General features: G+C 60.6%; 18 protein-coding genes. 15 read left to right on the forward strand and 3 right to left on the reverse strand.

Translation table 11 applies throughout. The features are described from left to right. Positions 1-3 precede the first annotated feature (3 nt). From tssD to IB248_RS05170, 14 genes are read left to right on the forward strand one after another with little or no spacing between them, the layout of a single operon-like run. Positions 4-453 carry a type VI secretion system tube protein TssD gene (gene tssD, locus IB248_RS05105; protein WP_025659184.1) on the forward strand — a complete coding sequence of 150 codons (450 nt, stop codon included), beginning with the start codon at positions 4-6 and terminating at the stop codon, positions 451-453. Beyond that, the gene (gene tssE / locus IB248_RS05110; protein ID WP_192240531.1) at positions 440-1,201 is read left to right on the forward strand and encodes a type VI secretion system baseplate subunit TssE; all 762 of its coding nucleotides are present in this window, start codon (positions 440-442) and stop codon (positions 1,199-1,201) included. Before tssD ends, tssE begins: the two co-directional genes overlap by 14 nt. Before the next feature lie 2 nt (positions 1,202-1,203). Beyond that, positions 1,204-3,078, forward strand: a complete 1,875-nt coding sequence (gene tssF, locus IB248_RS05115) for a type VI secretion system baseplate subunit TssF (protein WP_169680788.1) — start codon at positions 1,204-1,206, stop codon at positions 3,076-3,078. Next, the gene (gene tssG / locus IB248_RS05120; RefSeq protein WP_192240451.1) at positions 3,042-4,103 is read left to right on the forward strand and encodes a type VI secretion system baseplate subunit TssG; all 1,062 of its coding nucleotides are present in this window, start codon (positions 3,042-3,044) and stop codon (positions 4,101-4,103) included. Before tssF ends, tssG begins: the two co-directional genes overlap by 37 nt. Then, positions 4,100-5,362 (forward strand): type VI secretion system-associated FHA domain protein TagH, encoded by a 1,263-nt coding sequence (tagH, locus tag IB248_RS05125; protein ID WP_192240452.1) that lies wholly within the window; start codon positions 4,100-4,102, stop codon positions 5,360-5,362. Before tssG ends, tagH begins: the two co-directional genes overlap by 4 nt. Next, positions 5,362-5,823 (forward strand): type VI secretion system lipoprotein TssJ, encoded by a 462-nt coding sequence (gene tssJ, locus IB248_RS05130; RefSeq protein ID WP_025659188.1) that lies wholly within the window; start codon positions 5,362-5,364, stop codon positions 5,821-5,823. The genes tagH and tssJ overlap by 1 nt, the downstream gene beginning before the upstream one ends. Before the next feature lie 16 nt (positions 5,824-5,839). Continuing rightward, positions 5,840-7,174: a type VI secretion system baseplate subunit TssK gene (tssK, locus tag IB248_RS05135; protein ID WP_169680781.1), complete on the forward strand. Its 1,335-nt coding sequence runs from the start codon at positions 5,840-5,842 to the stop codon at positions 7,172-7,174. A 4-nt stretch (positions 7,175-7,178) separates the two neighbouring features. Next, the gene (gene icmH, locus IB248_RS05140; protein WP_192240453.1) at positions 7,179-8,501 is read left to right on the forward strand and encodes a type IVB secretion system protein IcmH/DotU; all 1,323 of its coding nucleotides are present in this window, start codon (positions 7,179-7,181) and stop codon (positions 8,499-8,501) included. Between the two features lies 1 nt (position 8,502). Continuing rightward, positions 8,503-12,030, forward strand: a complete 3,528-nt coding sequence (gene tssM, locus IB248_RS05145; protein WP_192240454.1) for a type VI secretion system membrane subunit TssM — start codon at positions 8,503-8,505, stop codon at positions 12,028-12,030. Beyond that, positions 12,012-12,557 carry a type VI secretion system-associated protein TagF gene (gene tagF / locus IB248_RS05150; protein ID WP_169680775.1) on the forward strand — a complete coding sequence of 182 codons (546 nt, stop codon included), beginning with the start codon at positions 12,012-12,014 and terminating at the stop codon, positions 12,555-12,557. The genes tssM and tagF overlap by 19 nt, the downstream gene beginning before the upstream one ends. Then, the gene (locus IB248_RS05155; protein WP_169680773.1) at positions 12,557-13,657 is read left to right on the forward strand and encodes a DUF2169 domain-containing protein; all 1,101 of its coding nucleotides are present in this window, start codon (positions 12,557-12,559) and stop codon (positions 13,655-13,657) included. Before tagF ends, IB248_RS05155 begins: the two co-directional genes overlap by 1 nt. Then, positions 13,654-14,676: a 3-oxoacyl-ACP synthase gene (locus IB248_RS05160; protein WP_192240455.1), complete on the forward strand. Its 1,023-nt coding sequence runs from the start codon at positions 13,654-13,656 to the stop codon at positions 14,674-14,676. Before IB248_RS05155 ends, IB248_RS05160 begins: the two co-directional genes overlap by 4 nt. Further along, complete coding sequence (locus tag IB248_RS05165; RefSeq protein ID WP_025659195.1) at positions 14,677-15,633, forward strand: DUF4150 domain-containing protein; 957 nt, start codon at positions 14,677-14,679, stop codon at positions 15,631-15,633. It begins immediately after the preceding gene. Beyond that, entirely contained in the window at positions 15,633-16,565 is a 933-nt protein-coding gene (locus IB248_RS05170) for a hypothetical protein (RefSeq protein WP_025659196.1), read from the forward strand. The genes IB248_RS05165 and IB248_RS05170 overlap by 1 nt, the downstream gene beginning before the upstream one ends. A gap of 27 nt (positions 16,566-16,592) precedes the next feature. Here IB248_RS05170 and IB248_RS05175 read toward each other — a convergent pair whose 3' ends face one another. Genes IB248_RS05175 through tssI form a run of 3 tightly spaced genes read right to left on the reverse strand, consistent with a single transcriptional unit; the run spans position 16,593 to position 19,683 of the window. Next, positions 16,593-16,940 (reverse strand): hypothetical protein, encoded by a 348-nt coding sequence (locus IB248_RS05175; RefSeq protein WP_025659197.1) that lies wholly within the window; start codon positions 16,938-16,940, stop codon positions 16,593-16,595. Further along, positions 16,940-17,365: a DUF6484 domain-containing protein gene (locus IB248_RS05180; protein WP_025659198.1), complete on the reverse strand. Its 426-nt coding sequence runs from the start codon at positions 17,363-17,365 to the stop codon at positions 16,940-16,942. Before IB248_RS05180 ends, IB248_RS05175 begins: the two co-directional genes overlap by 1 nt. Before the next feature lie 11 nt (positions 17,366-17,376). Further along, positions 17,377-19,683 carry a type VI secretion system tip protein VgrG gene (gene tssI / locus IB248_RS05185; protein ID WP_192240456.1) on the reverse strand — a complete coding sequence of 769 codons (2,307 nt, stop codon included), beginning with the start codon at positions 19,681-19,683 and terminating at the stop codon, positions 17,377-17,379. A 434-nt stretch (positions 19,684-20,117) separates the two neighbouring features. On the opposite strand from tssI, the gene IB248_RS05190 reads away from it, so the two are divergent. Continuing rightward, the gene (locus tag IB248_RS05190; RefSeq protein WP_246779210.1) at positions 20,118-22,205 is read left to right on the forward strand and encodes a caspase family protein; all 2,088 of its coding nucleotides are present in this window, start codon (positions 20,118-20,120) and stop codon (positions 22,203-22,205) included. The last annotated feature ends 125 nt before the right edge of the window (positions 22,206-22,330 follow it).

Below are 22,330 nucleotides of genomic sequence, written 5' to 3' on the forward strand. Positions count from 1 at the left end.
TTCATGAAAATTGACGGATTTCTCAAAGTACCTGATATCACGGGACCCAGCGTTCGCGATGGCCACGAGGAAGAAATCGAGGTCTACGGAGTGGAGTTTGAGATGGTGGCTCCCTTCGACCCCAATTCATTGTCGCGCAGAGGCCGCGTCAGCTTGGGAATGGTCAACTTCATCAAGCATTACGACAAGTCCTCGCCCTATCTGAAGAAGGCTCTCTTCGACAACACGCCTCTGGACGAGGTCAAGTTTTCGGCGCGCAGAACGATCGAAGGCGAAACGAGCGACTACCTGGTCATCACGCTGAAGGAAGCTTCGGTGACCAACTACCACATGAAGCCAAGTGCCGATGAACCAGACGTGCTCGAAGAGCGGATCGGTTTCGCCTACAAGAACATCACGTTCAACTATGACGACAAGGACGAGGTCGAAATGGATGTCTATGTCGGCAAGTGACAGCTGGCAAAAAGGATTGGGACGGGAGGCAAGACCGCCCGGAGGTCACCCGCGGGCAACTCGCGAAGCGATCCAGCCGTCCCTGTGGGATCGCCTTGTGAACGACCTGCCGGGGCTCAGTTCGGAAATCCATCAACTCCGGCAGGCGATCCAGAACGAAATGGACGAGGAACGTCTCAACGCGCTGATTGCGGGAGGCCTCCATCAGATCGACGCTGCCACGGATATCAGTTCCGAGCAGAAGAAAAACATCCACCGTCTGCTCTCTCTGGAGCGACGGCAGACGGAACTGGAAAGCCGTGGCGTCGTCGTCTCGATCAATGTGCTGCGCGAAGCAGTGCGACGCGACATAGAGGCGCTTTTCAATGCGCAACGCTTCGAATCCTCGCCACTCTTGACCGACTTCGAAGCCGATCAGGCAGGAGACGACCCTCCATCGCTCGAGGACTTCCCGGAGGTGCGCCGCAGCGTGATCAATTATGGCGTCCCGCCTTTTTCCGGCCGTTCCTCGCGTGACTTCGACCGCGATGAACTGGCCAAAGAGATCCGAAGCGTGCTCGCTGCATTTGAACCCCGGCTCAAGGAGAGCGCGACGAAAGTCACCGTCAGTCTTGGCGACAGGGCAGCCGGTCTCAGGATCGACATCGACGCGCTGCTGCTTACCTCCCCCGCACCAGAGCGGCTGCTGCTGCGCACAATACTCAACCTCGATAACGGTTCGGCGCGGACTGAGCTGAAGGACACCTGACCATGGACCGGGTCTTCCTGGAGTATTACGAGGAAGAACTCACCCACATTCGGGCACTCGCCTCCGAGTTCGCGGGAATGCACCCCTCGATCGCGCGCAACCTCTCCCTGGACACGATCCCGTGTCCCGACCCCTTCGTCGAACGCCTTCTTGACGGTGTGGCCTATCTTGCTGCGCGCACTCGCCAGAAGGTCGATGCCGAGAGCTCGCGTTTCGCACGAAGCGTGCTCGAAAATTTCTATCCGGACCTGATCGCGCCTGCCCCCGCGACCGCCATGGCTTTGCTGAAGCCGGGCCAACAGGTCCAGACGATGCTCGCAGGGCACCTGGTAAAGCGAGGAACCCGACTGGTCTCGAGCGTCCGCCCTGGAGTACCCACCCGGTGCATTTATACGACGGCCCAGGACGTTACCCTTTGGCCGCTCGCGATAAGCTCGGTCTCCTATATTCAGGATCGAAGCGCGCTTGCAGCGGCCGGGATAGCCCCAATTGAAGGGGCAAGCGGTTCGGCGGCGCTGAGCGTCATCGTCAATCGAACCGGCAAAGGCAAGCTCAGCGAGTTGTCGCTCGACTGTCTGGATCTGCATTTTGGCGACAAGAGCAAGGCGCCCCTGCTTTTCGATACGCTCTTTGGCGCTTGCGCGGCCGTCGGAGCCCGCCCTGAAGGGCGCGATAACATTCTGAGCGCACTTCCGGATCCAGAGATGGTCGGGATTTGCGACGACGAAGCACTTATGCCGCGCACGCGCCAAACATTCGAAGGCTACAGGCTTTTGCGCGAATACTTCATGGCGCCGGAAAGATTTCACTATGCGCGCGTGAGAAGCCTGAAACCGGTCGTTCGGCGCTGCGGGAGCGGCTTGGAATTGGTCTTTCTGTTACGGCGTCCCGTTCCAGAGCTTGCGAATATCACGACAAAGGATTTCGAACTCTTCGTAACGCCAATCATCAATCTGTTCGAGCGCAGCTGCAACGTCATTGAACTCGATACACGCCGGACCCGGCAAGTACTTCACGCTGATCGCACGCGCCCACGAGACTTCGAAATCTATCGCACAATCGGCGTCGAAGACGCCGACGCCGAAGGCCCTGATGCGGAAATACCGGCACTCTTTAGCTTGGGCCAGAACCGTGGAAACGGCTGGGTCTATTTCGCCGAGCGCCGTCCGCGGCGGCCGGGTGAGGACGAATTGCGCCAAGGACAAACTCGGACATCCTATACCGGCGACGATGTCTTCCTCACGCTTTCGCGCCCTGCCAAGTCGACAGCGGCCCGGCAACTGAAGCGGATTGAGGTTACGGCGCTTTGTACCAATCGCGATCTGCCTATCCTGGACGACACACCGTCCCTCTCGCTCGAAAGCGGCGACCCGGTCGAGAGCGTCCAGCTCCTCGGGGCGCTGCGGCCGCCGTGGCCTTCGATTCCAGCGACGCTTCCGGCTGGAGCGGTGGAAGGCTCGAGGGCCGATGAACTCGCCTGGCGGCTCATCGCGCAACTTTCGCTGAACTTTCTTAGCCTGGCGGAAGAAGGTCGCGGCGTGGATCCGCTTCATGCGCTGCTTGAACTTTACGCGCACCGTGGGGATCCAAGCCTGAGCAGGCACGTTCGCGCGATCGCCCGCGTCGAGGCTCGGCCCGTGATCGAGCGCCTGGCAATTGCCGGGCCGATGTGCTTTGCGCGCGGCACTGAGGTTACGCTTCACATCGATCAATCTGTGCTTGCCGGGCACAGCACCTTGTTGCTTCCAGCGCTGCTGTCGAAGCTTTTTGCGCGCTATTCGGCAATCAACGCATTCGTGCGCACCCGCACGCGCATCATACAGAAACAGGAGGATGTGCTATGGCCGATAGCGCCGGGCAACCGCTTCCTGATCTGACGAAGGAAGCCACTCCATCCCTTGAGGCATTCGACTTCTTCGAGCTCCTGCGACACCTCGAAGACGACGGACAGCTCTTTGGCCAGGCCGGGCGACCGGACCGGGAGCCGGCCCGGCTCGGACAGCACGTGCGGCTTGGTTTTGCCGTGCAGGATGTCGCAAAGGTCGAGCCGGCCACGGAAAGCGCGCCGGCCCGTGTCACGGTGGCAAATATCGGCTTGCTCGGGCCAGAAGGCCCGATGCCCCTCCATCTGACGCGCTGGGTGCTGGACCGACTTTCGCAGCGGTGGTTCGCAAGGGCGGACATGCGGGAGGTCTCCGATACAACATTCGTCGATTTCGTGAACATTCTTCAGCATCGCATGATCGCACTCTTTTATCGGGCCTGGGCCGACGCTCATCCGCCGGTTCAGGTCACACGCAACGACGGCGGCCGCATTCGCGCGATGTCGGCAGCCCTGGCGGGTCTCGGCTTGTGCGGAACGGGGCCCGAGCCCTCGGAAATCGACGCCACCAAGATCTCCCACGCGTCGGCCCTCGCCCATCAGGTGGATGGACCAGAGAGACTTACGCTGTTTCTCGCCGACCTGCTGAAAGTGCCGGTTCGGCTTCGCGAATTTGTCGGCTCCTGGACGTCAATACCGCCAGAGCTTCAGTCACGGATTGGCGGCGGGCATGGGCAACTCGGACGAAGCGCCACGATTGGACCGAGGTCGTTCCAGCGACAGCAGAGGATAGAGCTCTCGATCGGCCCGCTGACGTTTACCGACTATGTCGCTTTTCTGCCGGGCGGTGAACGGCGCGAAACCTTGCAATCCGCTGTCCGCGATCTGGTGGGAGACGGGCTCGACGTCGATGTAAGGCTGGTGCTCAAGAGGGACGACGTTCCCGCGGCCAGGATCGGAGCCATGCGGATCGGACACATCGCATGGCTTGCTCGACCGAAAGACCGCGGTGACGCGGATGACTTGTGCATGCGCACCATCATTGGCTGGCGGCCAAAAATGCCGGAGGCCGCGGCATGAGCCTGATCCTCACCCTTGAACACTCACCCCGACCCCAGGCTGTTCGCCAGATGCGGCTTGTTGATGGCGAGCTCGTCATCGGCCGCAGCGCAGACGCTGGCTGGCGGATCGACGACCCCGACATGTATATCTCACGCGCTCACTGCACCATCGGTTTCGTTCGCGGCCGGTATGTGGTGACTGACACCTCCAGCGGTGGGCTTTTCATTGACGGCTCGCGCACGCCGCTTGGACTGGGGAATTCCGCCCCGCTGCATGACGGAGCGCGCCTGCAGCTTGGAAATTACGTCGTCCGGGTTGAGTTCCAGACAACACCGTCGGAGCGAGCTTCCGAACAGACGGATCCTCTGCCACAGGGTGGGCTCGAGCGGGACGACTTCTTCGCCGAGCGCAAGGAGCCGACAGTTCCTACCCCGCGGCCGGTTGGACTACCGGACCCGTTCGAACAGCCAGCCCCGGGTGCGTTTGTCGCGTCGGACAGGGGCGAGACAGCAAAGAGGGCACCGGTATTCGACGATCCCTTCAGCCTCGATCCTCTGCCAGCGTCAGACCAGGGCAAGCCCGCCTGGGATTTTTCCTTGCCAAGCACGCCACCGCAGCCCGTCTCCGAGCCCACGCCCGAACCTCGTTCTTCCCCAGTACCGCAGGCGACGCCGACGACGAAAGAGACCGGACAATCCGAAACCGTCTTGCGCGAAGCCTTTCTGCGCGGACTGGGGCTTGGCGCTGAAGAGTTTGCCACATCCGATCCGGTTGCCCAGATGGAGAATTTCGGTCGGGAATACCGGCTGATGCTGGAAGGACTGATGCACCTCTTGCGCAAACGAGCCGAAGAAAAGGGCGAAGCAAGAATCGCCCAGACTGTGGTTGGCGCATCCGAGGTCAACCCTCTCAAATTCCTTCCCACCGTGGATGATGTAATCGCAACCTTCCTGGCTCAGCGCAACGCAGGCTTTCTTTCTCCGCAGGCCGCCATCGGCAATTCCATCCGCGATCTCGCCCACCACCATGTGCGAACGTGGCGTGGCGTCCAAGCAGCGCTTGCCAGGATGATAGACCGCTTCGACCCGGCGGCGCTGGAAAGCGAACTGAAGTCGCACTCAGCGTTGGATGCCCTGTTTGCCGGTGGACGGCGGGCGAAACTCTGGGAGCTCTATGAGAACCGTTATCGCGAAATCGCCAAGAGCGCGTCGACGCGCTTCCTCGGCGAAATCGGGAGCGACTTTCGGGATGGCTATGAAGAGAGGGAGGACAATTGATGCTTAACCGACGCGGTTTTCTCATTGTGACCGGCGCGACAGGCCTGCTTTCCGCTTGCATGGGCGGTCCACCCAAATCCTCGACCGTAATCGTCAGGGCGACGGGACAGGCCGGAATGAATGCTGCCGCCGGTGGCGGGGAGCGTCCCGTAACCCTCCTCGTTCTCCGGCTGAAGGATGTCGGGAAATTCAACTCGGCTGACATTTTTGCCCTTCAGTCAGATCCGTCCGGTGCGCTCGGCGCAGACCTCGTCGGATCCGAGCAATTGACGGTCGCTCCCGGTGCAACCGCCTCAAAGACGGTGGCGTTCCCGCCGGAGGCCACTTTCCTCGGGATTGTCGCGCTGTTCCGGGAACCCGGCAGCCGTACGTGGCGAAGGAGTGTTCCGATCAGGCCGGAATCGACGGTGACGGCGAATGTCGTACTCAGCCGCGGCGGTATGACGCTCGCGCTCGCCTGAATGGAGGGCGTTTAGCATGACCGATACCAACAAGGTTCTTTGGTCCGAGGGGCTCTTTCTGCGAACGCAGCATTTCCAGCAGCAGGACCGCTATACCGAAGCGCTGATACGCGGCTCGCTGCAGGCTGGACGGTTGCAGACCTTCGGCTTCAAGTCCCTGATGCTGGATGCCGCGCAGTTGGAAACCGGACGGATAGCGGTGACGTCGGCCCGTGGCATTTTCCCGGATGGCACCCCGTTCGCAATACCCGAAACGATGGACGCCCCCACCCCGTTGACAATCACCAACGACATGGGCGCCGGCGCTGTTCAGCTCGCCCTGCCGCTCGAACCTCCGGGAGGTGCCAGCTTCGATCCCGCCCACCGGGATCCCACCGGTGCGAGGTATAGAGGAAGGATCGAGTGGGTTCGCGATGCCGTGCATGGCGGCGCTGATCCCGAAGAGATCGAGATCGCCCGTCCGCAAGCCCTGCTCCTTTCCCCGGCGCAGGCGACCGGTGGCTACACCGCAATGCCGGTGACCAACGTTACCGGGCTCCTGTCCGATGGCAGGGTGGCGATCTCCGAAAACTTCCTGCCGCCCGCACTCGCAACCGGTACCGTGCTGTTTTATGGCCAACTCCTGCAGGAGGTCATCACTGGGCTTGACCGCATAGCTGAAGCCCATGGCAAGATGGTGCTCGGCGGCCCCGGCCGCAGCGTAGAAAATCTGCTGGTGCTCGATCTTGCCAACAGCGCCCGCGCCCGATTGGCGCATATGCTTCCTCAGGAGGTTTTTCATCCGGCCGAGCTCTTTCTGGAGCTCAGCGGTCTGGCTGGCCGGATGGCGACCTACGGGTCGGGCTCTCGGCGACTGAGCGAGCTTCCCATCTATGAGCACATGGCGCCTGGACCAGCTTTTGCTGCACTCGCCGACACATTGCGCTCACTGATCCTGAGCCTGCGCTATGTCGAGCCGAAGTCGCGGGCGCTGCCTGTTTTGAAACACGCCACCAATGTCTGGAAGGTCCGCATCGACAATCCCGAACTTCTGACGGCCAGCCGCATTGTCGTGCGGGTCGGATGCGACATGTCCGACGAGGCGCTGCGCAAAATCTTCGTCAACCAGGTTACTGTGGGTGCTGCGGACGAATTCGAGGCGCTGTGGAAGTCTCGACTGCCCGGTATCGGCCTCAAACCTCTTCACTCTCAGCCCCGCGAAATTCCCTACGACGGAGATCGCCTCTGCCTCGAACTCGATCAACGCAGCGAGCACTGGGAGTCGCTTCTACGCTCGCCCGGTTTTGTGATTGGAGTCTCCGGTGTTTTGCCCAACGAACCACAGATCGACTGCTACTCGGTAAACAGGTAGTACCATGTCAAGTGAGGATCCATTCGGCCTATCGGAAGATCAAGGTCGTACGCGTATCCGCCCCGTCCCCCCGGGCGCAATGCCGGTCATTGCCACCGGCACACTGGCTCGACGCGCCCGATCCCATCCTAATCCATTGGTCAATGCCTTCGCCAGGTTGTTCGAATTTGCCCCCGAACTCGAGAATGCATTGCCACCCGGCAATCCGGAAGCATTGCGAACCAGGCTGATGGAGGAACTCGTTTCGGCACGCGATGCGGCCGTGGCGTCTGGCGAAAGCCTGGCCCGCGCTGATGCGGCCGCCTGGGCTGTCGCCGCACTGCTTGACGATCTGGCACTGAACACGCCCTGGGGTGGATCCAGCGCATGGCCGCGCCAGCCGCTGGTCGTCATGCTACGCGGCGATGTGGATGCCGGGGAGCAGTTCTTCGCCAGGCTGGAGGAGCTGGAACGCCATCCCGGTCGCGATCGTGAATTGCTGGAGCTGCAGTATATGTGCCTGGCGCTTGGGTTCCGCGGCAAATATCGGGTGCCGGGGCGTGCCGGCGATCGCTCCATTAACGCCGTTCGTGCTGCGGCCGCGCGCTTCTTGCGGGACGTGGATGCCGAGGGTGCGCCGCTTTCGCCGAGGTGGGAGGGCGTTACGGCGAAAGACGAGCCTTCCGGCTTTGCCATTCCGATCTGGGTACTCGCTGTCGTGGCGGTCGCACTCGCGACGGCGATCTACGTGCTGTTATCGACGCGGTTGGGCTCCAAGGCGGAAGAGCTTGCGACGCTCGTTCGGGCGCTACCACCGCCGGAGCGCGCCGAAATTTATCGCCCGGAGAAACGCACACCGCCGCCGGGCGCGCCGCCAGTCGAACCCGTCGTCCTTGCGCTTTTACCAGAGTTCCGTGCCGCCGCGCCTCCTGCGCTTCTTCCGGCTTTGAAAGGCAATGAAAACGCCTCTCGGGTCACACTCCTGCTTCAGTCGAGCACTCCGGAGCTCTTCCCTTCTGCCCGGGCCGAATTGACAAAAAGCTTCGAACCCCTCGTCGCATCGATTGCGGCTGTGCTCAAGGACAACGCCGAGCTGATCAGAAGTGTCACGATCGTCGGACACACCGACAATGTTCCGCTCCAGGCCACCAATCCCCTGTCCAACAATCAGCGCCTCTCGGAGGCGCGCGCTGCAACGATTGCCGCCTTGTTGCGTGCCAGCGGCCTGCCGCCGGATCGCCTGAGGTCGGAAGGACGTGCAGCAACGCAGCCTCTGGTCGGAAACGACAGTCGCGAAGGCCGGGCTGCCAACCGCCGCATCGAGCTCCTGATCGAAAAGGGGCTCTGAGATGGCGGTCTTCCGATTCTTCTGGGCAATCCTCACCTCGCGCTGGCTCTGGACCTTCATCGGGCTCGTGCTGCTGTCCCTGATCATCTGGATCTTCGGCCCAATCATCAGTGTCGCAGAAAGCGCGCCATTGGCTTCTGAGACGGTACGACTGGTTGTCATCGGCCTTCTCGTCGTCCTCTTTCTCATCTGGTGGATCGCGGCGCAACGCCGGGCGATCAAGGCCAATCGCATTTTCGTTTCCGAGATCGCCCCCCCACCGGAAGCGCCGCCAAGCCCGGCGGAAGAAGGGGTCGCCTCTGTCGGCGCAAAGTTCCGAGAGGTGATGGCGGAGCTGAAACGCCAGAAAGTCGGCGGCCGAAAACTTCTACGGGAGATGCCGTGGTACGTCATCATCGGGCCCCCGGCAACCGGCAAGACAACCGCACTGCGGCAGTCTGGACTGAGTTTTCCCATTGATCTGTCGGATGATTTGCATGGGGTCGGTGGGACGCGCAACTGCGACTGGTTCTTCACTGAAGAGGCTGTGCTGATCGACACTGCAGGCCGCTACGTTCAACAGGAAAGCCAGCCCGACGTCGATGCAGCCGAATGGCTTGGCTTCCTCGATCTTCTGAAAAAGCACCGGGGCCGCCGAGCCCTGAACGGCGTCATCGTGGCACTCGCAATTGACACGCTGGCGGAAGGTGACGCGGCCATTCGGGCACATGGCCGCCAGATCCGCAAACGGCTCACCGAACTGCAGGAGAGGCTGGAAATTCGTCTGCCCGTTTATCTGATGCTGACCAAGGCCGATCTCATCAAGGGGTTCGAGACTTTCTTCGCAGGCCTGTCGACGGCGGGACGCGAGCAGGTCTGGGGAGCAACCTTCTCACCCGGCGCTCGCATCGACGGCAGCGAAGTCACGCGGGAACTAGAAGCATTGGCTGGCGTGCTCGAACGACGCCTCATTCCCCGTCTGGAAAGCGAAGAAAACCTTAATGCCCGTGCGGAGATCTTCCGCTTCCCGGCGCAGGTCGAGAGCCTTTCCGAGCCTATTCGCGTGCTGGTAGAGACCATTTTCGGTGAAAGCCGCTATGCAGAGAGCGCCTGGCTGCGCGGTATCTATCTGACCTCCGCCACTCAGGAAGGCACCGCAATCGACCGGCTGACAGCAGCACTTTCTTCTTCTTTCGGCCTGCCCGCACAGCCCGCCACCCCAATGCCTCGGGTTGAAACGCGCAGCTTCTTCCTGAAGGACCTGCTCACGAAAGTGATCTTCAAGGAAGCAGGTCTCGGTACGTTTGATCCCGCGGCGGAGGAACGGCGAATATGGATATGGCGCGGTGCGGCAGTGGCCGCGGCGGCGTTGGTTGTCGTGGCCGGCCTGTTTTTTACGATCTCCTACCGGAAAAACAGCGCCGCGCTGGCCGCACAGGCCGAGCAGCTCGAAGCCCTGCAGATTCCGCTCACTCCGGTTGCTGCGCGTCAGGCGCCACTCGAACCGCTCGATCTGGATGTGGCGCTCGAAGCTGCAACCGAAGTCTTAAATGCCCGTACCGAGCCGCCAGGCGGCATGGCTGCGTTGATCGGCCCTTCCGCGGCAACCGAGATCAGACAGGCGCAGGCCGACGCCTACGATCGCTCGCTGCGCAACATATTGGAACCACGCATGGTCGCGCTGCTCGAAGCGACCATGTGGCGTCAGATCCGCGACCCCGAATACCTGCTAGGAGCGCTGAAGACATATCGCATGATGACGGGCTTATCGCCGATGGATCCCGAATTCGCCAAGCAATGGTGGACCGAGCGGCTGCCCGAATTCGCACCGGTTCCTCCTTTCCGCACCGACATGGCCACCGATCATCAACTTGCGGCAATCGACAACATGGCGGCGGAGCAGGCCCTTATTCAACCCGATGAGGCGCTGGTGAGCGAAGCCTTGCGGGCCATCTGTTCAATCCCACTTCCAGTGCGTGCCTATAATGCACTGCTGTCCGACCCGGAAGTCAGGGCGCTCAAGGAATGGGTCCCGGCAGATCATGTCGGCCCGAATGGCCTCAAGGTACTCGCTCGGCGCTCGGACAAGACGCTTCGGGTAGGCATCAGCGGCACCTTCACCTATGACGGCTTCCACAACGTGGTTCTTGCGCGGCTGGAAGACGTGGCCACGCAGGCTGCGCTCGACCGCTCTGTTTTTGCCGGCGGTTGCTCGGAAAGCGCCACCCCTTCTGTCGCCGCGCTGTCCCAGGACATCCTCAAGCTTTACTACGACGATTACATTGCCAAGTGGGACAGCTTCCTGCGCGACGTAAGGCTCGCTCCACTGACCGACCTGCAGACGGCAAGCGAAAATCTCAAGGATCTCTCCAGCGCAGACTCTGCCATGAAACGGCTTCTGGACGCCGTCGTGCATGAGACGGAACTGACCCGTCCCGAAGATGAGGGTGGCGGCAAAGTCCCTCCTGCGGCAACCTCCAAGCTCCTGTCCAAGCTCGGCAAGATCGGCAAGCTTGCCAAGACGGGCGTGAAGTTGATGCCCGCCGGCTCCAAAGCCGAAGTGGACCTTTCGGGCGCTCCGGTCGCCGAGCACTTCAAATCCATCAAGGGCGCAATTGCCGAGGTCGATGGCCAGCCTCCGGCACTCAATGATGCCGTGGCCGCGATGACTGCGCTTTCGAACATGCTGCAGACAGTATCGGCGAGCCCCGACGCCCAGGATGCCATAAAGCGGCAAGGAGGCTTGGCCGAGCTCACGGGGGCAGTGGCAAAGCAGGCCATAACCCTGCCTGATCCACTGGACGACTGGCTGGCCGGCATCGCTGGCGATACGAGCGGCATTGCGACGAAAGCGGTGACCTCGGAACTCAACGCCATCTGGCGCGCTGATGTGTTGCCCTTCTGCCAGGCAGCGCTGGCGAACCGCTATCCATTCATTGCTGACAGCGCAATCGATGTGAACGTAGTCGACTTTGCACGCGTCTTTGGCCCGGGCGGGCTGATTGACAGCTTCATCAACAATCACCTGATCAACTACATTGACGTGACCCGCCACCCGTGGAAATGGCGAGCGGACATCCACCTCGATTCATCGTCTTTGGCAGCGTTGGAGCAGGCCCGGCTGATCCGCGACAACCTCTTTCCCGGCGGCGCCGGACCGATCCTGACCTTTACGCTCGAACCGAAGGATCTCTCTCCGACCGTCGGCCGTGTGACGTTAAACGTCGACGGCCAGAGCCTCACCTATTTCAACAACCCGACACGCCCGCAGCCAATGACCTGGCCAGGCAAGGACGGGACCGGTGTGATTACCCTTGCCTTCCAACCGCTCGACGGCTCACCGGAAGTGATGGTCAGCGAAACCGGAAGCTGGGCTTTCCTGCGAATGTTGCGTGCCGGTCGTCTGAGCGGAACGGAACTGCCCGAACTCTACAAGTTGCGGCTTGCCGCTCAGGGCCATTACGCCGATTTCGAGCTGCGGGCCGCGAGCGTGGCCAATCCCTACGATCTGAAAATGTTTGCGAGGTTCTCATGCCCGACGAGGCTTTGATCCTGCCAGGCTTCTTTGGAAAGCTGCCAGCGATGGGGGATTTCGTGACGCGCGGTCTGCCGGCAGTTTTCGTTGGCCCGTGGGATCGCTGGATCAGCCGATATCTGGTTCATCGATTTTCTCAAGGTTCGGTGACCTCTCATCCGGCGTTGCGGTTTATCCTCGGATCCGAGGCCTTTGGACCCATGACCGGTATCGTGATGGCAAGTTCCGACCGCGCAGGCCGCCGGTTTCCCTTGACCATCGCGGCCGCGCCGCCGACCTTGACCACCGAAATCGCCGTCTCCGCCGCGGACTGGTTCGATGCACTGGAAGCGGCGGGAAAATCTGCGCGCGACGGCGCGATGGATGGCGATGGGCTCGCTGCCCTTCTTGCGACCCTGCCCTATCCTGCGATCAAGATATCAGGCGGCGCGGTCCGAGGCATGGCATTGTGGACGCAGCCTGGCGAGCCAATCGAGATTGATCCTGGTGCACCTGAACCAGCGCTTCGCCACCTCTTCCCCGAAAGTCTGGAGACGAGCTGATGCAGATCTGGAACCAGACAGGCTTCCCGACCGAATTCACGATGGGGATGGACAAGGAGGGCCGCGAGTACATCGCCATCGTCGTCAAGGGAACCTTCGACTTTCCCGAGACGCCAGGTGCCCCCGTGCAAAAATCATCCGTGCAGACACCGCTGGTGATGGCCGACACATACACAGGTGCACCCGGTTTTTCGGCCACCCTCTGGGAGACCGACTTCGCCTTTCGCAAGCCGCGCTGCGACGTCATCGCCAACGGATTTGCCTATGCTCCCGGCGGGCGTCCAGTCGACCGCGTCAGTGTCGGGATCAAGGTCGGCAACTGGTCGAAGGTCTTTGATGTCCTCGGCCATCGCGAGTGGCGCGCCCGCGGCCCACTCTTCGTTGCCACGAGTGCGCAATCCTTCCTGCGGCAACCTTTCTCCTACGACACTGCGTGGGGCGGTACGGACCGCCTCGACCCGGAGGACAAGCTGCCGGCGAGCTATCCGCTCAACCCCGTCGGCAGGGGATGGGCGCGACCGAAGAACCAGCATCTGGTCCCCGGTCTACCCCTTCCAAACACACAGGCGATAGGCGAGGAAATCCGCTCGCCGTTTGGCGACTACCGGCCAATGAGCTTTGGCCCATACGGGCGGGGTTGGCCGGGCCGCATTGAATTCGGCGGCACGTATGATCAGAACTGGATCGACAACATCTTCCCGTTCCTTCCGCCCGATTTCGACGAGCGCTACTTCCAGATGTCGCCGCCCGACCAGCAGATAGAACATCCGAAGGGCGGGGAGGACGTGGTGTTGGTCAATCTGACACCGGCCGGGCGCGAGAGTTTCCGGCTTCCAGCGACCGGTCTACCGATGACGTTGTTCAAGGGGCGCGAGAAAGTCTTCGAGAGCGCTTTGGCGCCCGACACTGTCTTGTTCGATCCGGAGAACAGGCGCTTCTCGCTGGTCTGGCGCATGTCGCAACGCATCCACCGAACGATCCTCGACTTCAGCGAGTGCTGGGTCGGACCGCCGACCCAATCGATGCTGAGGGCGCGGGCCACCGGTCGCACCTACGTGCGCGCGAGCAGTGCGCCCGCGGCGCAGGAGGAAGAGGCGTGACCGCCCCGATCGACATCGTCTCGGTTGGAATGGCAACGGCCGTCGGCCTCGACACACAATCCGCCTGCGCGGCAATGAGAGCGCGCCTGGACGGCTTTCAAGAAACGCGTTTTCTGGGACCTGGTAGAGAATGGCTGATCGGAGCTCCAGTACCTCTGCCGCGCAACTGGCTTGGCGAAACGCGTATGGCCCGTCTCGCCGCGGGTGCCATTTGCGAGGCCTTCGAGGCCGCTCCTGAAGCCCGCGGCCAGACTGCGCTTATCCTCTGCCTTGCCGAGGAGGACAGGCACGGCCGCCCCGCCCCCGAAGGTGCCCGTTTGCTCCAGCGCATAGCTGAGATCGTGGAATGTCCGCCGCATGGCCGCTCGAGAATTGTACCCTATGGTCGTCCGTCGGGGCATGTCGCCCTGGAACAGGCCCGCCGCATACTGGCGGCGGATGCAGCGCCCTTTGTGATGATCGCTGGCGTCGACAGCTATCTGACGGCAGAGACCCTTTCCTATTATCTCGCCAGCGAACGCCTGCTGACTGCGGATAATCCAAATGGCTTTATCCCGGGGGAAGCAGCAGCAGCCGTGCTTTGCACCCGTTCACATAGTGGCGCCCTTGGTCTGGCCGGGCTCGGTCTGACCCGCGAGCGGGCCTTCATTTACAATGCGGAGGATCTACCGCTGCGGGGCGACGGCATGACCTCGGCCTACCGTGCCGCACTTCACGAAGCCGGCATTGAAATGAGCCGGGTGGGCTACCGCATCGCGGATCTTGTCGGCGAGCAATACTGGTTCAAACAATCGGCATTGGCGAGCCTGCGTCTGTTGCGTGGCCGGCACGACTTCCAGGACATCTGGTCGCCCGGAGAAAGCCTCGGCAATGTCGGCGCGGCCGCTGTGCCCATTATGATCGGCATGGCCTTCATGGCCGCCCGCAAGGGCTACGCCGCCGGCAATCCGGTCTTAATCGAAGCCTCCAGCGATTCTGGCGCCTGCGGCGCTGCTATCCTGGCGACGAGGGCAGCTTAAATGTCCAACGTCTTCGCAAACGGCCTTGAAATTTCTGGCAGGGCCGTGAACGCCAGAACCATCGCGGTCTTCCCGGACACCTGCTTCACCCCGCCTGAGAACCCGGCAACACCGCCCGGCGTGCCCATCCCCTACCCCAGCTTCGGATTTGCCAGCGACACAGAGAAGGGCACGGGCACGGTCAAAATCGGCGGGCAAACCGTCAATATCAAGAACAAGTCAGACCTGTCGAGAACGTCCGGCACCGAAGCAGGCTGTGCCACCAAGAAGGGCATCATCACATCGAACAACACTGGCAAAGAGTATTTCAACAGCTGGTCGAATGATGTGAAATTTGACGGGGAGCCGGTCATCCGCTTCACCGATCTCGCCACCAACAATCATTCCTCCCCAGGCCCCAACACGGTTACATGGCCCCATATGGCGGGATTGAGCGCCGGGGGCCAGGACTGCGAAACCCTGCTCAACAAATATCAGATCCGGCTCCATCAGCATTCGAAGGCCGACTGCCCTGCGGGGTCCGAATCCGAACACTTCGTTCGCGTTGGGTGCTTCCAGAGCAGTCGCAAGCAGAACAAGTCTTTCACGCGATGGAAGGAGTACGACAACCAGACCGCCCCATGCATCTGCATGCGTTCCCGAAAGCACAAGAAAGGGGGCGGGTTTCAGCGCGGCGACGGCAGCAAGAAGGGAACGCCCCACAACTTGAAAACGAACCAAGAAGCCGCATTCTTCCGAAAGGAAAAGAAGCGACGCAGGAAGCCATCGCTGAAGAATGCGATGGAAAAGTCACTCGATGCTGTACGGAAGAACGAACCCGCGATTAAGAACGCGCCGCAGAAGGATGCCGACGACATGATTGAATGCTTGCGGCTCGTAATGATAAACTATCTTCAGGACGTAGTCCGACCGAAGAAGACACAGACCGAACTGAATGCAATGACGGTAGGAAGGTGATGACGGACGATCCAGAGCCGCGTCTCGACGACTACCCCCTTGACGAGATCGACATCGAGGCGATCAACGCCTTCCACCTGGGGAGAAATCTCTTCTCCGTATCCGTGCAACTTAGCGACAAGAACGACGAAGCGGGACGCTCGTTCCTGCTGCGGATGTCGCTCGACGACCAGATTCGCCAAGAAGTACTGCTGGACATCGACGATCTCATTCTCTCGCATGTCAGCCTCTCCGAGAAGGAACATATCGCGTTGCAGGTCGGTGGAACCACCCATCACATTCGCAACGGCACCATTGCGACTGGCGAAGGACCGGAGGCGTTCACGAACAAGCTCTGGCATCTCGACCAAAGGACTGCCTATCTTTATGGAGACGAAGGAACTGTTTGCCTGGCGCAGGGCACCCAATGGGTGCCGATCGAGACACGGACTTCGGCTTTCCTGCGTGCCATGCATGGTCCGACACTTAAGCTCATTCACGTGGCCGGCGATCAGGGGACATTGCTGCGCCTCGATGGCACTCGTTGGCGCCCAGTTCCTCTCGGATTCAACCACAGCATCTCTGCGTTGCAGGTTGCGCGTGACGGCAGCGTATATCTCGGCTGCGAAAATGGCTTCTGTGCCCGGTACGCGGATGAGGAATTAACGGAGATAGCTGGACCGGGTACACAGATATGCTCGATATGCGAGTTCGCTGGAAATCGGTACTGGGGAGATGACGAGTACGGCCTTTACGTCCAAAAAGGAATGAAACTCGTGCCGTTCAGATCACTGGGCTTCGTCTATGCGATGCATGCGACCGACGACTATCTTGTTGCGGTGGGCTGGAAAGAAGTCTTCACGTTTAACGGAAAGGCGTGGTCAGGGATCGAGTTTGGTTATGACGGTAACCTTTTTGTTCGTAGGATCGACATGACTCGCGAATTCATTTGACGAGCGCTGGCGGCGTTCGGCGTCTGCTCAAGCGGACGTCTCCAGAGTCACTTTCAAGTAGCGTCTGACCTTGTCGAGATCGAGTGCCCGAATCCGCAAGTCCGGTGAGCCAGATAGCATCCGCACCACAAACAACTCCCCGGCCTCGTGAAACGAGGCGTACCGCTCCTTGGCAATTTCCAGCCCGGTCTCTCCTGCCACTCGCAAGCCGTCGATATGCGCTTCCAGCCTCTCGATCAGCCGCGCAAGCCGCTCCTCGTCCATTTCGGGGTTTTCGTCCGGATGGAGCAGATGATAGTCGTAGACCGTCCACAGGAATGCCGCCATTTCAGCATGCTGGCGGACGATTTCGCGAAGAACAGGTGCGGCAGGCATCAGTTGAGGTTCACCGATCCGCCACGAATTCGGTTGGCGGCGCTGGCGTGGCTGGTCACATAGGTGCCGCGTATGGTGATATGGCCGTCCTTTTCCATGATGATCGTGGCCTTGCCGCAACGAAGCTCAATACGCTCCTCGCCGGTGATCCGCACGCGCTCGCCGTCGCGAACGACATGTGGCGACGAAGACTTGCGCGCCGGCTCCACGATCTGGCCGACAATCAGTGGCCGCATCGCCTCTCCGCCTTCAAAGAGCAGCGCCACCTCAGCACCGATCATTGCCGATGTGAGGTCGGCCAAGCTGCGCGCAGGCAACGCGGTGTCACGGGGGTTGCCGGGAAAGACGACCAGCGGCACGCCGGCATCGAACCCCAACAACACTCCGATCACCACCCCTTCTATACGTTCCCGAGTCTCGGCCATCTGACTGCCCCTCAATTGTGAGTGATCTTACTGCCTTTCCACGTGACTTCGCTTGAAGCCTTGCCATTGAACTTGCCTTTGGCGTTGACAGAAATATCCTTGCCTTCGATCGTAATCGTGCCATCCTTTTTCATTGAAATGGCCGCAGAGCCGCACTTGATGACGACTGAGTCACCGGCGTCAATCAGCAGATCTTTTCCGATCTTGATCAGCCCGTCCTCACCGACCTCGAGCGCGCTGCCTTTCGCAACTTTCACAACGCGGGCACCGCTGATCTCCGTAGCATCGTCCTCCCCGATCTTCGCGGTGCGTGTCTTGGCGATCTGGCTTGTCTGTCCACCGCCAATGCCGATGCTCTGGTCGGTGCCGACATCCCAGCTGTCGGAAGTTCCGATGTCATGGCTTTGGCTGATAGCGACGCTTACCGACCTGGTCGCGCCGATGGTGTTCATCTGAGCGGCTCCCACCGTTCTGGTCTCTGCGGCCCCGACCGTATCGATCCGCGCCGCACCCACGACGACCGTCTGGACGATACCGACTGTCTGCGTGTGGTTGGAGCCGATCGTCTCGGTGGAGTTCGCGCCGATGCCAATCGTCTCGTCTGCGCCAACGGTAAGTGAGCGATTGATGCCCACCGTCTCGGTGTCGTTGGAACCGATATTGACCGTGCGGTCGACGCCTACCTTTGTCGTCTTGTTGTTGCCGACGTCCTCATCGAGGTTCACGCCGACGGAATGCTTTGCATTGTTGTCGATGCGGTCGGACTGGTCGTGCTGGACCAACTTGCTGCGGTCGTTCTTGATCAGCAGGTTGTGGTCCTTCTGCGCCTGGAAATAAACCTCTTCCGATCCGGCCTTGTCCTCGAAGCGCATTTCGTTCCAACCGCCGCCGCCCGGCGACGAATTCGTCTTCAACCCCGATTGGGTGGCATTTCCCGGCAGCTCGTAGGGCGGCATCTCCTTGCCGTTATAAACCCTGCCGGTGATAATCGGCCGGTCCGGATCCCCCTCGAGGAAGTCCACGATCACTTCCTGGCCGATACGCGGGATCTGGATGAAGCCCCACCCGGCTCCGCCCCAGGTTTGCGAAACCCGTACGAAGCAGGAACTGTTCTGGTCCTTTTTGCCGAGGCGATCCCAGTGAAACTGCACCTTCACCCGCGCATACTTGTCGGTGAAGATTTCCTCCCCTGAAGGACCGACCACCGTCGCGGTTTGCGGCCCCCGCATGATTGGACGAGGCGTGATACGCTGCGGCCGGTAGATGATGGAGGTCGGAGCGACCTGAAGTGCTGCGTGGAAGGTTTCCTCCCCTGCATAACCAGCCGGGCGGTAACCGGGGTCGAACAGACGATATTCGGCGCGCAGGACAACATGCTCCGTGTTCTGGTCCTTCCGCCGGAAGTTTTCCAGTTTGAAGGTGCAGCCTGAAGCCAGCCCCCGCACAGTACCGGCGGCGGTGATACGCTGATGCGCCGCCTGTATTTCCTCGCGTCTTACCAAGGCCACAGCGTCGCCGCGGCCCACATTCAAATGGGCACCTGGATGGCGGTAGTGCTCTCCCTGTGATTCTGCGTGAGAAAAGGGCTGTGTCGACTGCGCCATGAGGTCGGCGCCCGGCTTGGTGAAATCATAGTCCGTGTGGGCGTAGGCGCCCGGGTGAACGGAACTGGTTGCCACCCATTGCGTGATATATTCCTGGTCCCGCCGCACAGGGTCGCCTTCCGCGCGGAACTTGACTGTCGCATAGCCCGGCGCCGGCTTCAGCTTGTTCATGGCGTCGGCGAGGATGAGCGTGTGCTCTCCGTCGCCATACTCGAAAAAATACATGATGCCTTCGTGCTCGAGCAGGCGCTGCACGAAGTCCAGGTCGGTTTCGTCATACTGCACGCAGTATTCCCTCGCCTCATAGGATCCTTGCAGCCGCTTTTCAAACTTCGCCGGCTTATATTTCGAGAATATCTGCTCGACGATTTCCACGACACTCATGTTCTGAAAGATACGGCAGTCAGTGGTGTTGGCGAGCAGCCAGAGCCACGGTCGCAGCTCCGCCTCGTAATAAGCAAAGCCTTCCTCGATCCGCGTCAGGCGGAAGTCTGAAACGAGCCCGCTGAACCACCGCTTGGGATCTCCGGCCTCGCCCTCAACCGAAATTGGCTTTCCAAGCAGTTTGAGCGCGTCGACGTTTTCGTCGGAACTGACGAAACCGACGGTGAAGGCAAAACACCGGCTTATCTCGTCATGGCCAATGAGGTGCGTAAATGTCAGCGTCGCGGGCCCAAGCGGCGTCTGGACGGTTGTCTTGCGTTCTTCAGCCATTCGGAGAGTGCCCCTGTCTCGTGACGCCGGCATTCCTGTATCATGAGCCTAGCACAAAGACCCGCCACCTCGAAAGCCGCATCGGCGTTGCCGAGGCCATACTTTCCGGACGAAGTACCGACGGGGATTGGGTTTTTTACGCGGTCACGCGATGATTCCGATCGGCCATCATCACCCAGGCTTTTGCACGGATCGGAATTGGGCGGAGCACTTTGTGCCTCCATGGATCCGGTCAGACATGCTTAGTCCCGCCATAAAGCTACTCTTTCAGCCCCAATCCTTTTCCCTAGGCGAAGCCGCAAAAATTGCATTACTATGGACGCTGTATTCTTGCCGTTCATCAGGACAACGAAGTCAACAATCTGGGCTTACCTGCCATGACGCAAAGAAGTTCTTGCCTTCGGCCGCAATGGATTTTTTTGATCCCGCTGTTGATGCTGTTTTTAACGGCGTTCTCGCAGATGGCCCATGCGGAGCGTAAAGCCGCTATCGTGGTCGGGAACGGCGAATACGAATTTGCGCCTTTATCGAATCCAAAAAACGATTCCAAGCTGATTGCCGCAACACTCACCGAGCTTGGCTTCGATGTCCTGCTCTTCTACGACGTCAAGAAAGCCGCCGTCGGCGATCTCGAGAATGCAATCCGCGGCCACCTGATCGGTGCCGATCTTGCCATTCTCTATTATGCGGGACACGCGCTCCAGCACGAGGGACGAAGCTTGCTGCTACCCGTCGATGTGCGGACGGGGTCTGCCAAGGAAGTTATCGATGACGCCATCGCCCTCAATGATCTCATAGACATCGTCAAGAACGATCCAGTCGGCGTCAAACTGATCATTCTGGACGCTTGCCGCAACAACCCGCTCACCACCGAAAAAGGACTGGAACAGGGCCTCGCCAACATGGAGGCCGGCGCCGGTCAGGTTCTCATTGCCTTCGCTACCGGCGCCGGCGAAGTCGCCTATGACGGCACTGGCGCAAACAGCCCTTATTCTTTGGCGCTCGCCAATGCACTTCAGCAGCCGGGTCTCGACATCTACGACACGTTCAGAACAGTGCGGGGAGACGTGCGCCTGGCCACCAACGGATCGCAGATCCCGTGGATCACGGGATCGATCGAAACCAAATTCGTCCTGAAGCCGGCAGGCAGCGAGAAACCCGCACCCGTGGTTGCGGGCGGTGACGGGGCACTGACGATCGATCAGGTTCTCTGGTATTTCATTCAAGACAGCGCGGATCCAACGGATTTCGAACGTTTTGCCAAAGCGTTTCCGAAAAGCACGCTCGCAGCGGAGGCGGTCAAACGTAGCAGCCTTGAGGTTGCCGAGTTGCAGCAGCGTGGTCTGTTCGTCAGCGGCGCACTTGCCGCCACCCCGATTTCCACCGAGCCCCCACCCTCCAATGAGGCCAATGCAGCTGCTGGGGCGGAGTTTGTCTTTCAGCAGGCAGGCGAGCGCGCCGTGAGTGAGACTTTTCGAATCTGGCCGCGCAAGATGCCTGACACACAAAGCGGCATGAAGTCTCTCGTTACGGATTGCGACCTGTACGCAGCCGATCCGAACGATCCTCAACGCGTGGTACCGGGCGTCACGAACGGACTGGTGAACATCCGCGACGGGCTACGCTCCTGCGGCTACGCGCTGGCGGCGGACCCCAACAATCCACGCCTGCAGTTCCAGTTGGCCCGCGTCCTCGAAATAGCCAAGCGCTATGACTGGGCGGAACATTTCTACCAACTTGCCGCCACGCAGCAATACAGCGCTGCCCTCGTCAATCTCGGATACATGGCCCGTGCCGGCATAGGCCGCGAGGTCGACTACAAGCGGGCTCTCGATTTCTACATGCAGGCGGCACCGCTCGGAAATCTTAGAGCGAGGACGAATGTAGGAACCGCCTACATACGCGGCCAAGGCGTCCCACAGAATCCCGAAGAGGGAATCCTGTGGTACCGACTAGCGGCATCCAGCGGCTGGTCGAATGCAATCACTGCGCTCGGCGACAGCTTCCGGCGCGGCATCGGAGTGAAGAAGGATGATGTTGAAGCGACAAGGCTTTATGCCGCGGCGGCAGATGCCGGCCAGATCGACGCCATGACCAATCTGGGCCGCGCCTATGTCGGCGGCCTGGGCGTCGAGAAGGATGTCAAACGGGGCTTTGATCTGATGATCCGCGCCACGGAAATGGGTAACCAGTACGCGCCTCTCTATGCAGCGCGCATTCTCGTCAAAGGCGAGGGCAATGTTCGTCCCGATGCCAATCGCGCACTTTCCCTGCTGGAACTGTCGGCACGCCGAGGCTTCGAGGACGCCTATCTCGAGCTCGCCAAGGGTTACGCTGCGGGCAGCTTTGCCCGCGGAAAGCCAGATTTGAGGAAGGCATATTTCAACGCGACACTCGCCACACGTTTCAAAGTCGAAGAGGCGGAAGGAACAAAGACCTCGGTGGGCGAGAAGCTAGACGCTGCTTCACGAGAGGAAATCGAGAAAGATGTCGAACTATTCGTTCAGCAGAATGGGCTTTGAGAGCCCGGTGGTAGGGTCATAGTGACATAATTGCACGGAACGCGGGGATGGCATTGCGCTGGATTGTCGAAAGAATTGGCCGGCTCTTGCGTTTCGGGAGGTCGAAGGGCGCCGTCAGGATCGTC

Source organism: Rhizobium sp. RHZ01 (genome assembly GCF_014851595.1).
Taxonomy (GTDB): domain Bacteria; phylum Pseudomonadota; class Alphaproteobacteria; order Rhizobiales; family Rhizobiaceae; genus Rhizobium; species Rhizobium altiplani.

Excerpts from the sequence above, each read along its gene's own strand:
- tssG (WP_192240451.1), top strand. The coding sequence starts at position 3,042 with ATGGCCGATAGCGCCGGGCAACCGCTTCCTGATCTGACGAAGGAAGCC.
- tssK (WP_169680781.1), top strand. The coding sequence starts at position 5,840 with ATGACCGATACCAACAAGGTTCTTTGGTCCGAGGGGCTCTTTCTGCGA.
- IB248_RS05155 (WP_169680773.1), top strand. The coding sequence starts at position 12,557 with ATGCAGATCTGGAACCAGACAGGCTTCCCGACCGAATTCACGATGGGG.
- IB248_RS05180 (WP_025659198.1), bottom strand. The coding sequence starts at position 17,365 with ATGGCCGAGACTCGGGAACGTATAGAAGGGGTGGTGATCGGAGTGTTG.
- tssD (WP_025659184.1), top strand. The coding sequence starts at position 4 with ATGAAAATTGACGGATTTCTCAAAGTACCTGATATCACGGGACCCAGC.
- IB248_RS05170 (WP_025659196.1), top strand. The coding sequence starts at position 15,633 with ATGACGGACGATCCAGAGCCGCGTCTCGACGACTACCCCCTTGACGAG.
- IB248_RS05175 (WP_025659197.1), bottom strand. The coding sequence starts at position 16,940 with ATGCCTGCCGCACCTGTTCTTCGCGAAATCGTCCGCCAGCATGCTGAA.
- tssJ (WP_025659188.1), top strand. The coding sequence starts at position 5,362 with ATGCTTAACCGACGCGGTTTTCTCATTGTGACCGGCGCGACAGGCCTG.
- tssF (WP_169680788.1), top strand. The coding sequence starts at position 1,204 with ATGGACCGGGTCTTCCTGGAGTATTACGAGGAAGAACTCACCCACATT.
- tagH (WP_192240452.1), top strand. The coding sequence starts at position 4,100 with ATGAGCCTGATCCTCACCCTTGAACACTCACCCCGACCCCAGGCTGTT.
- tssM (WP_192240454.1), top strand. The coding sequence starts at position 8,503 with ATGGCGGTCTTCCGATTCTTCTGGGCAATCCTCACCTCGCGCTGGCTC.
- IB248_RS05165 (WP_025659195.1), top strand. The coding sequence starts at position 14,677 with ATGTCCAACGTCTTCGCAAACGGCCTTGAAATTTCTGGCAGGGCCGTG.
- IB248_RS05190 (WP_246779210.1), top strand. The coding sequence starts at position 20,118 with ATGCTGTTTTTAACGGCGTTCTCGCAGATGGCCCATGCGGAGCGTAAA.
- tagF (WP_169680775.1), top strand. The coding sequence starts at position 12,012 with ATGCCCGACGAGGCTTTGATCCTGCCAGGCTTCTTTGGAAAGCTGCCA.
- icmH (WP_192240453.1), top strand. The coding sequence starts at position 7,179 with ATGTCAAGTGAGGATCCATTCGGCCTATCGGAAGATCAAGGTCGTACG.
- tssI (WP_192240456.1), bottom strand. The coding sequence starts at position 19,683 with ATGGCTGAAGAACGCAAGACAACCGTCCAGACGCCGCTTGGGCCCGCG.
- tssE (WP_192240531.1), top strand. The coding sequence starts at position 440 with ATGTCGGCAAGTGACAGCTGGCAAAAAGGATTGGGACGGGAGGCAAGA.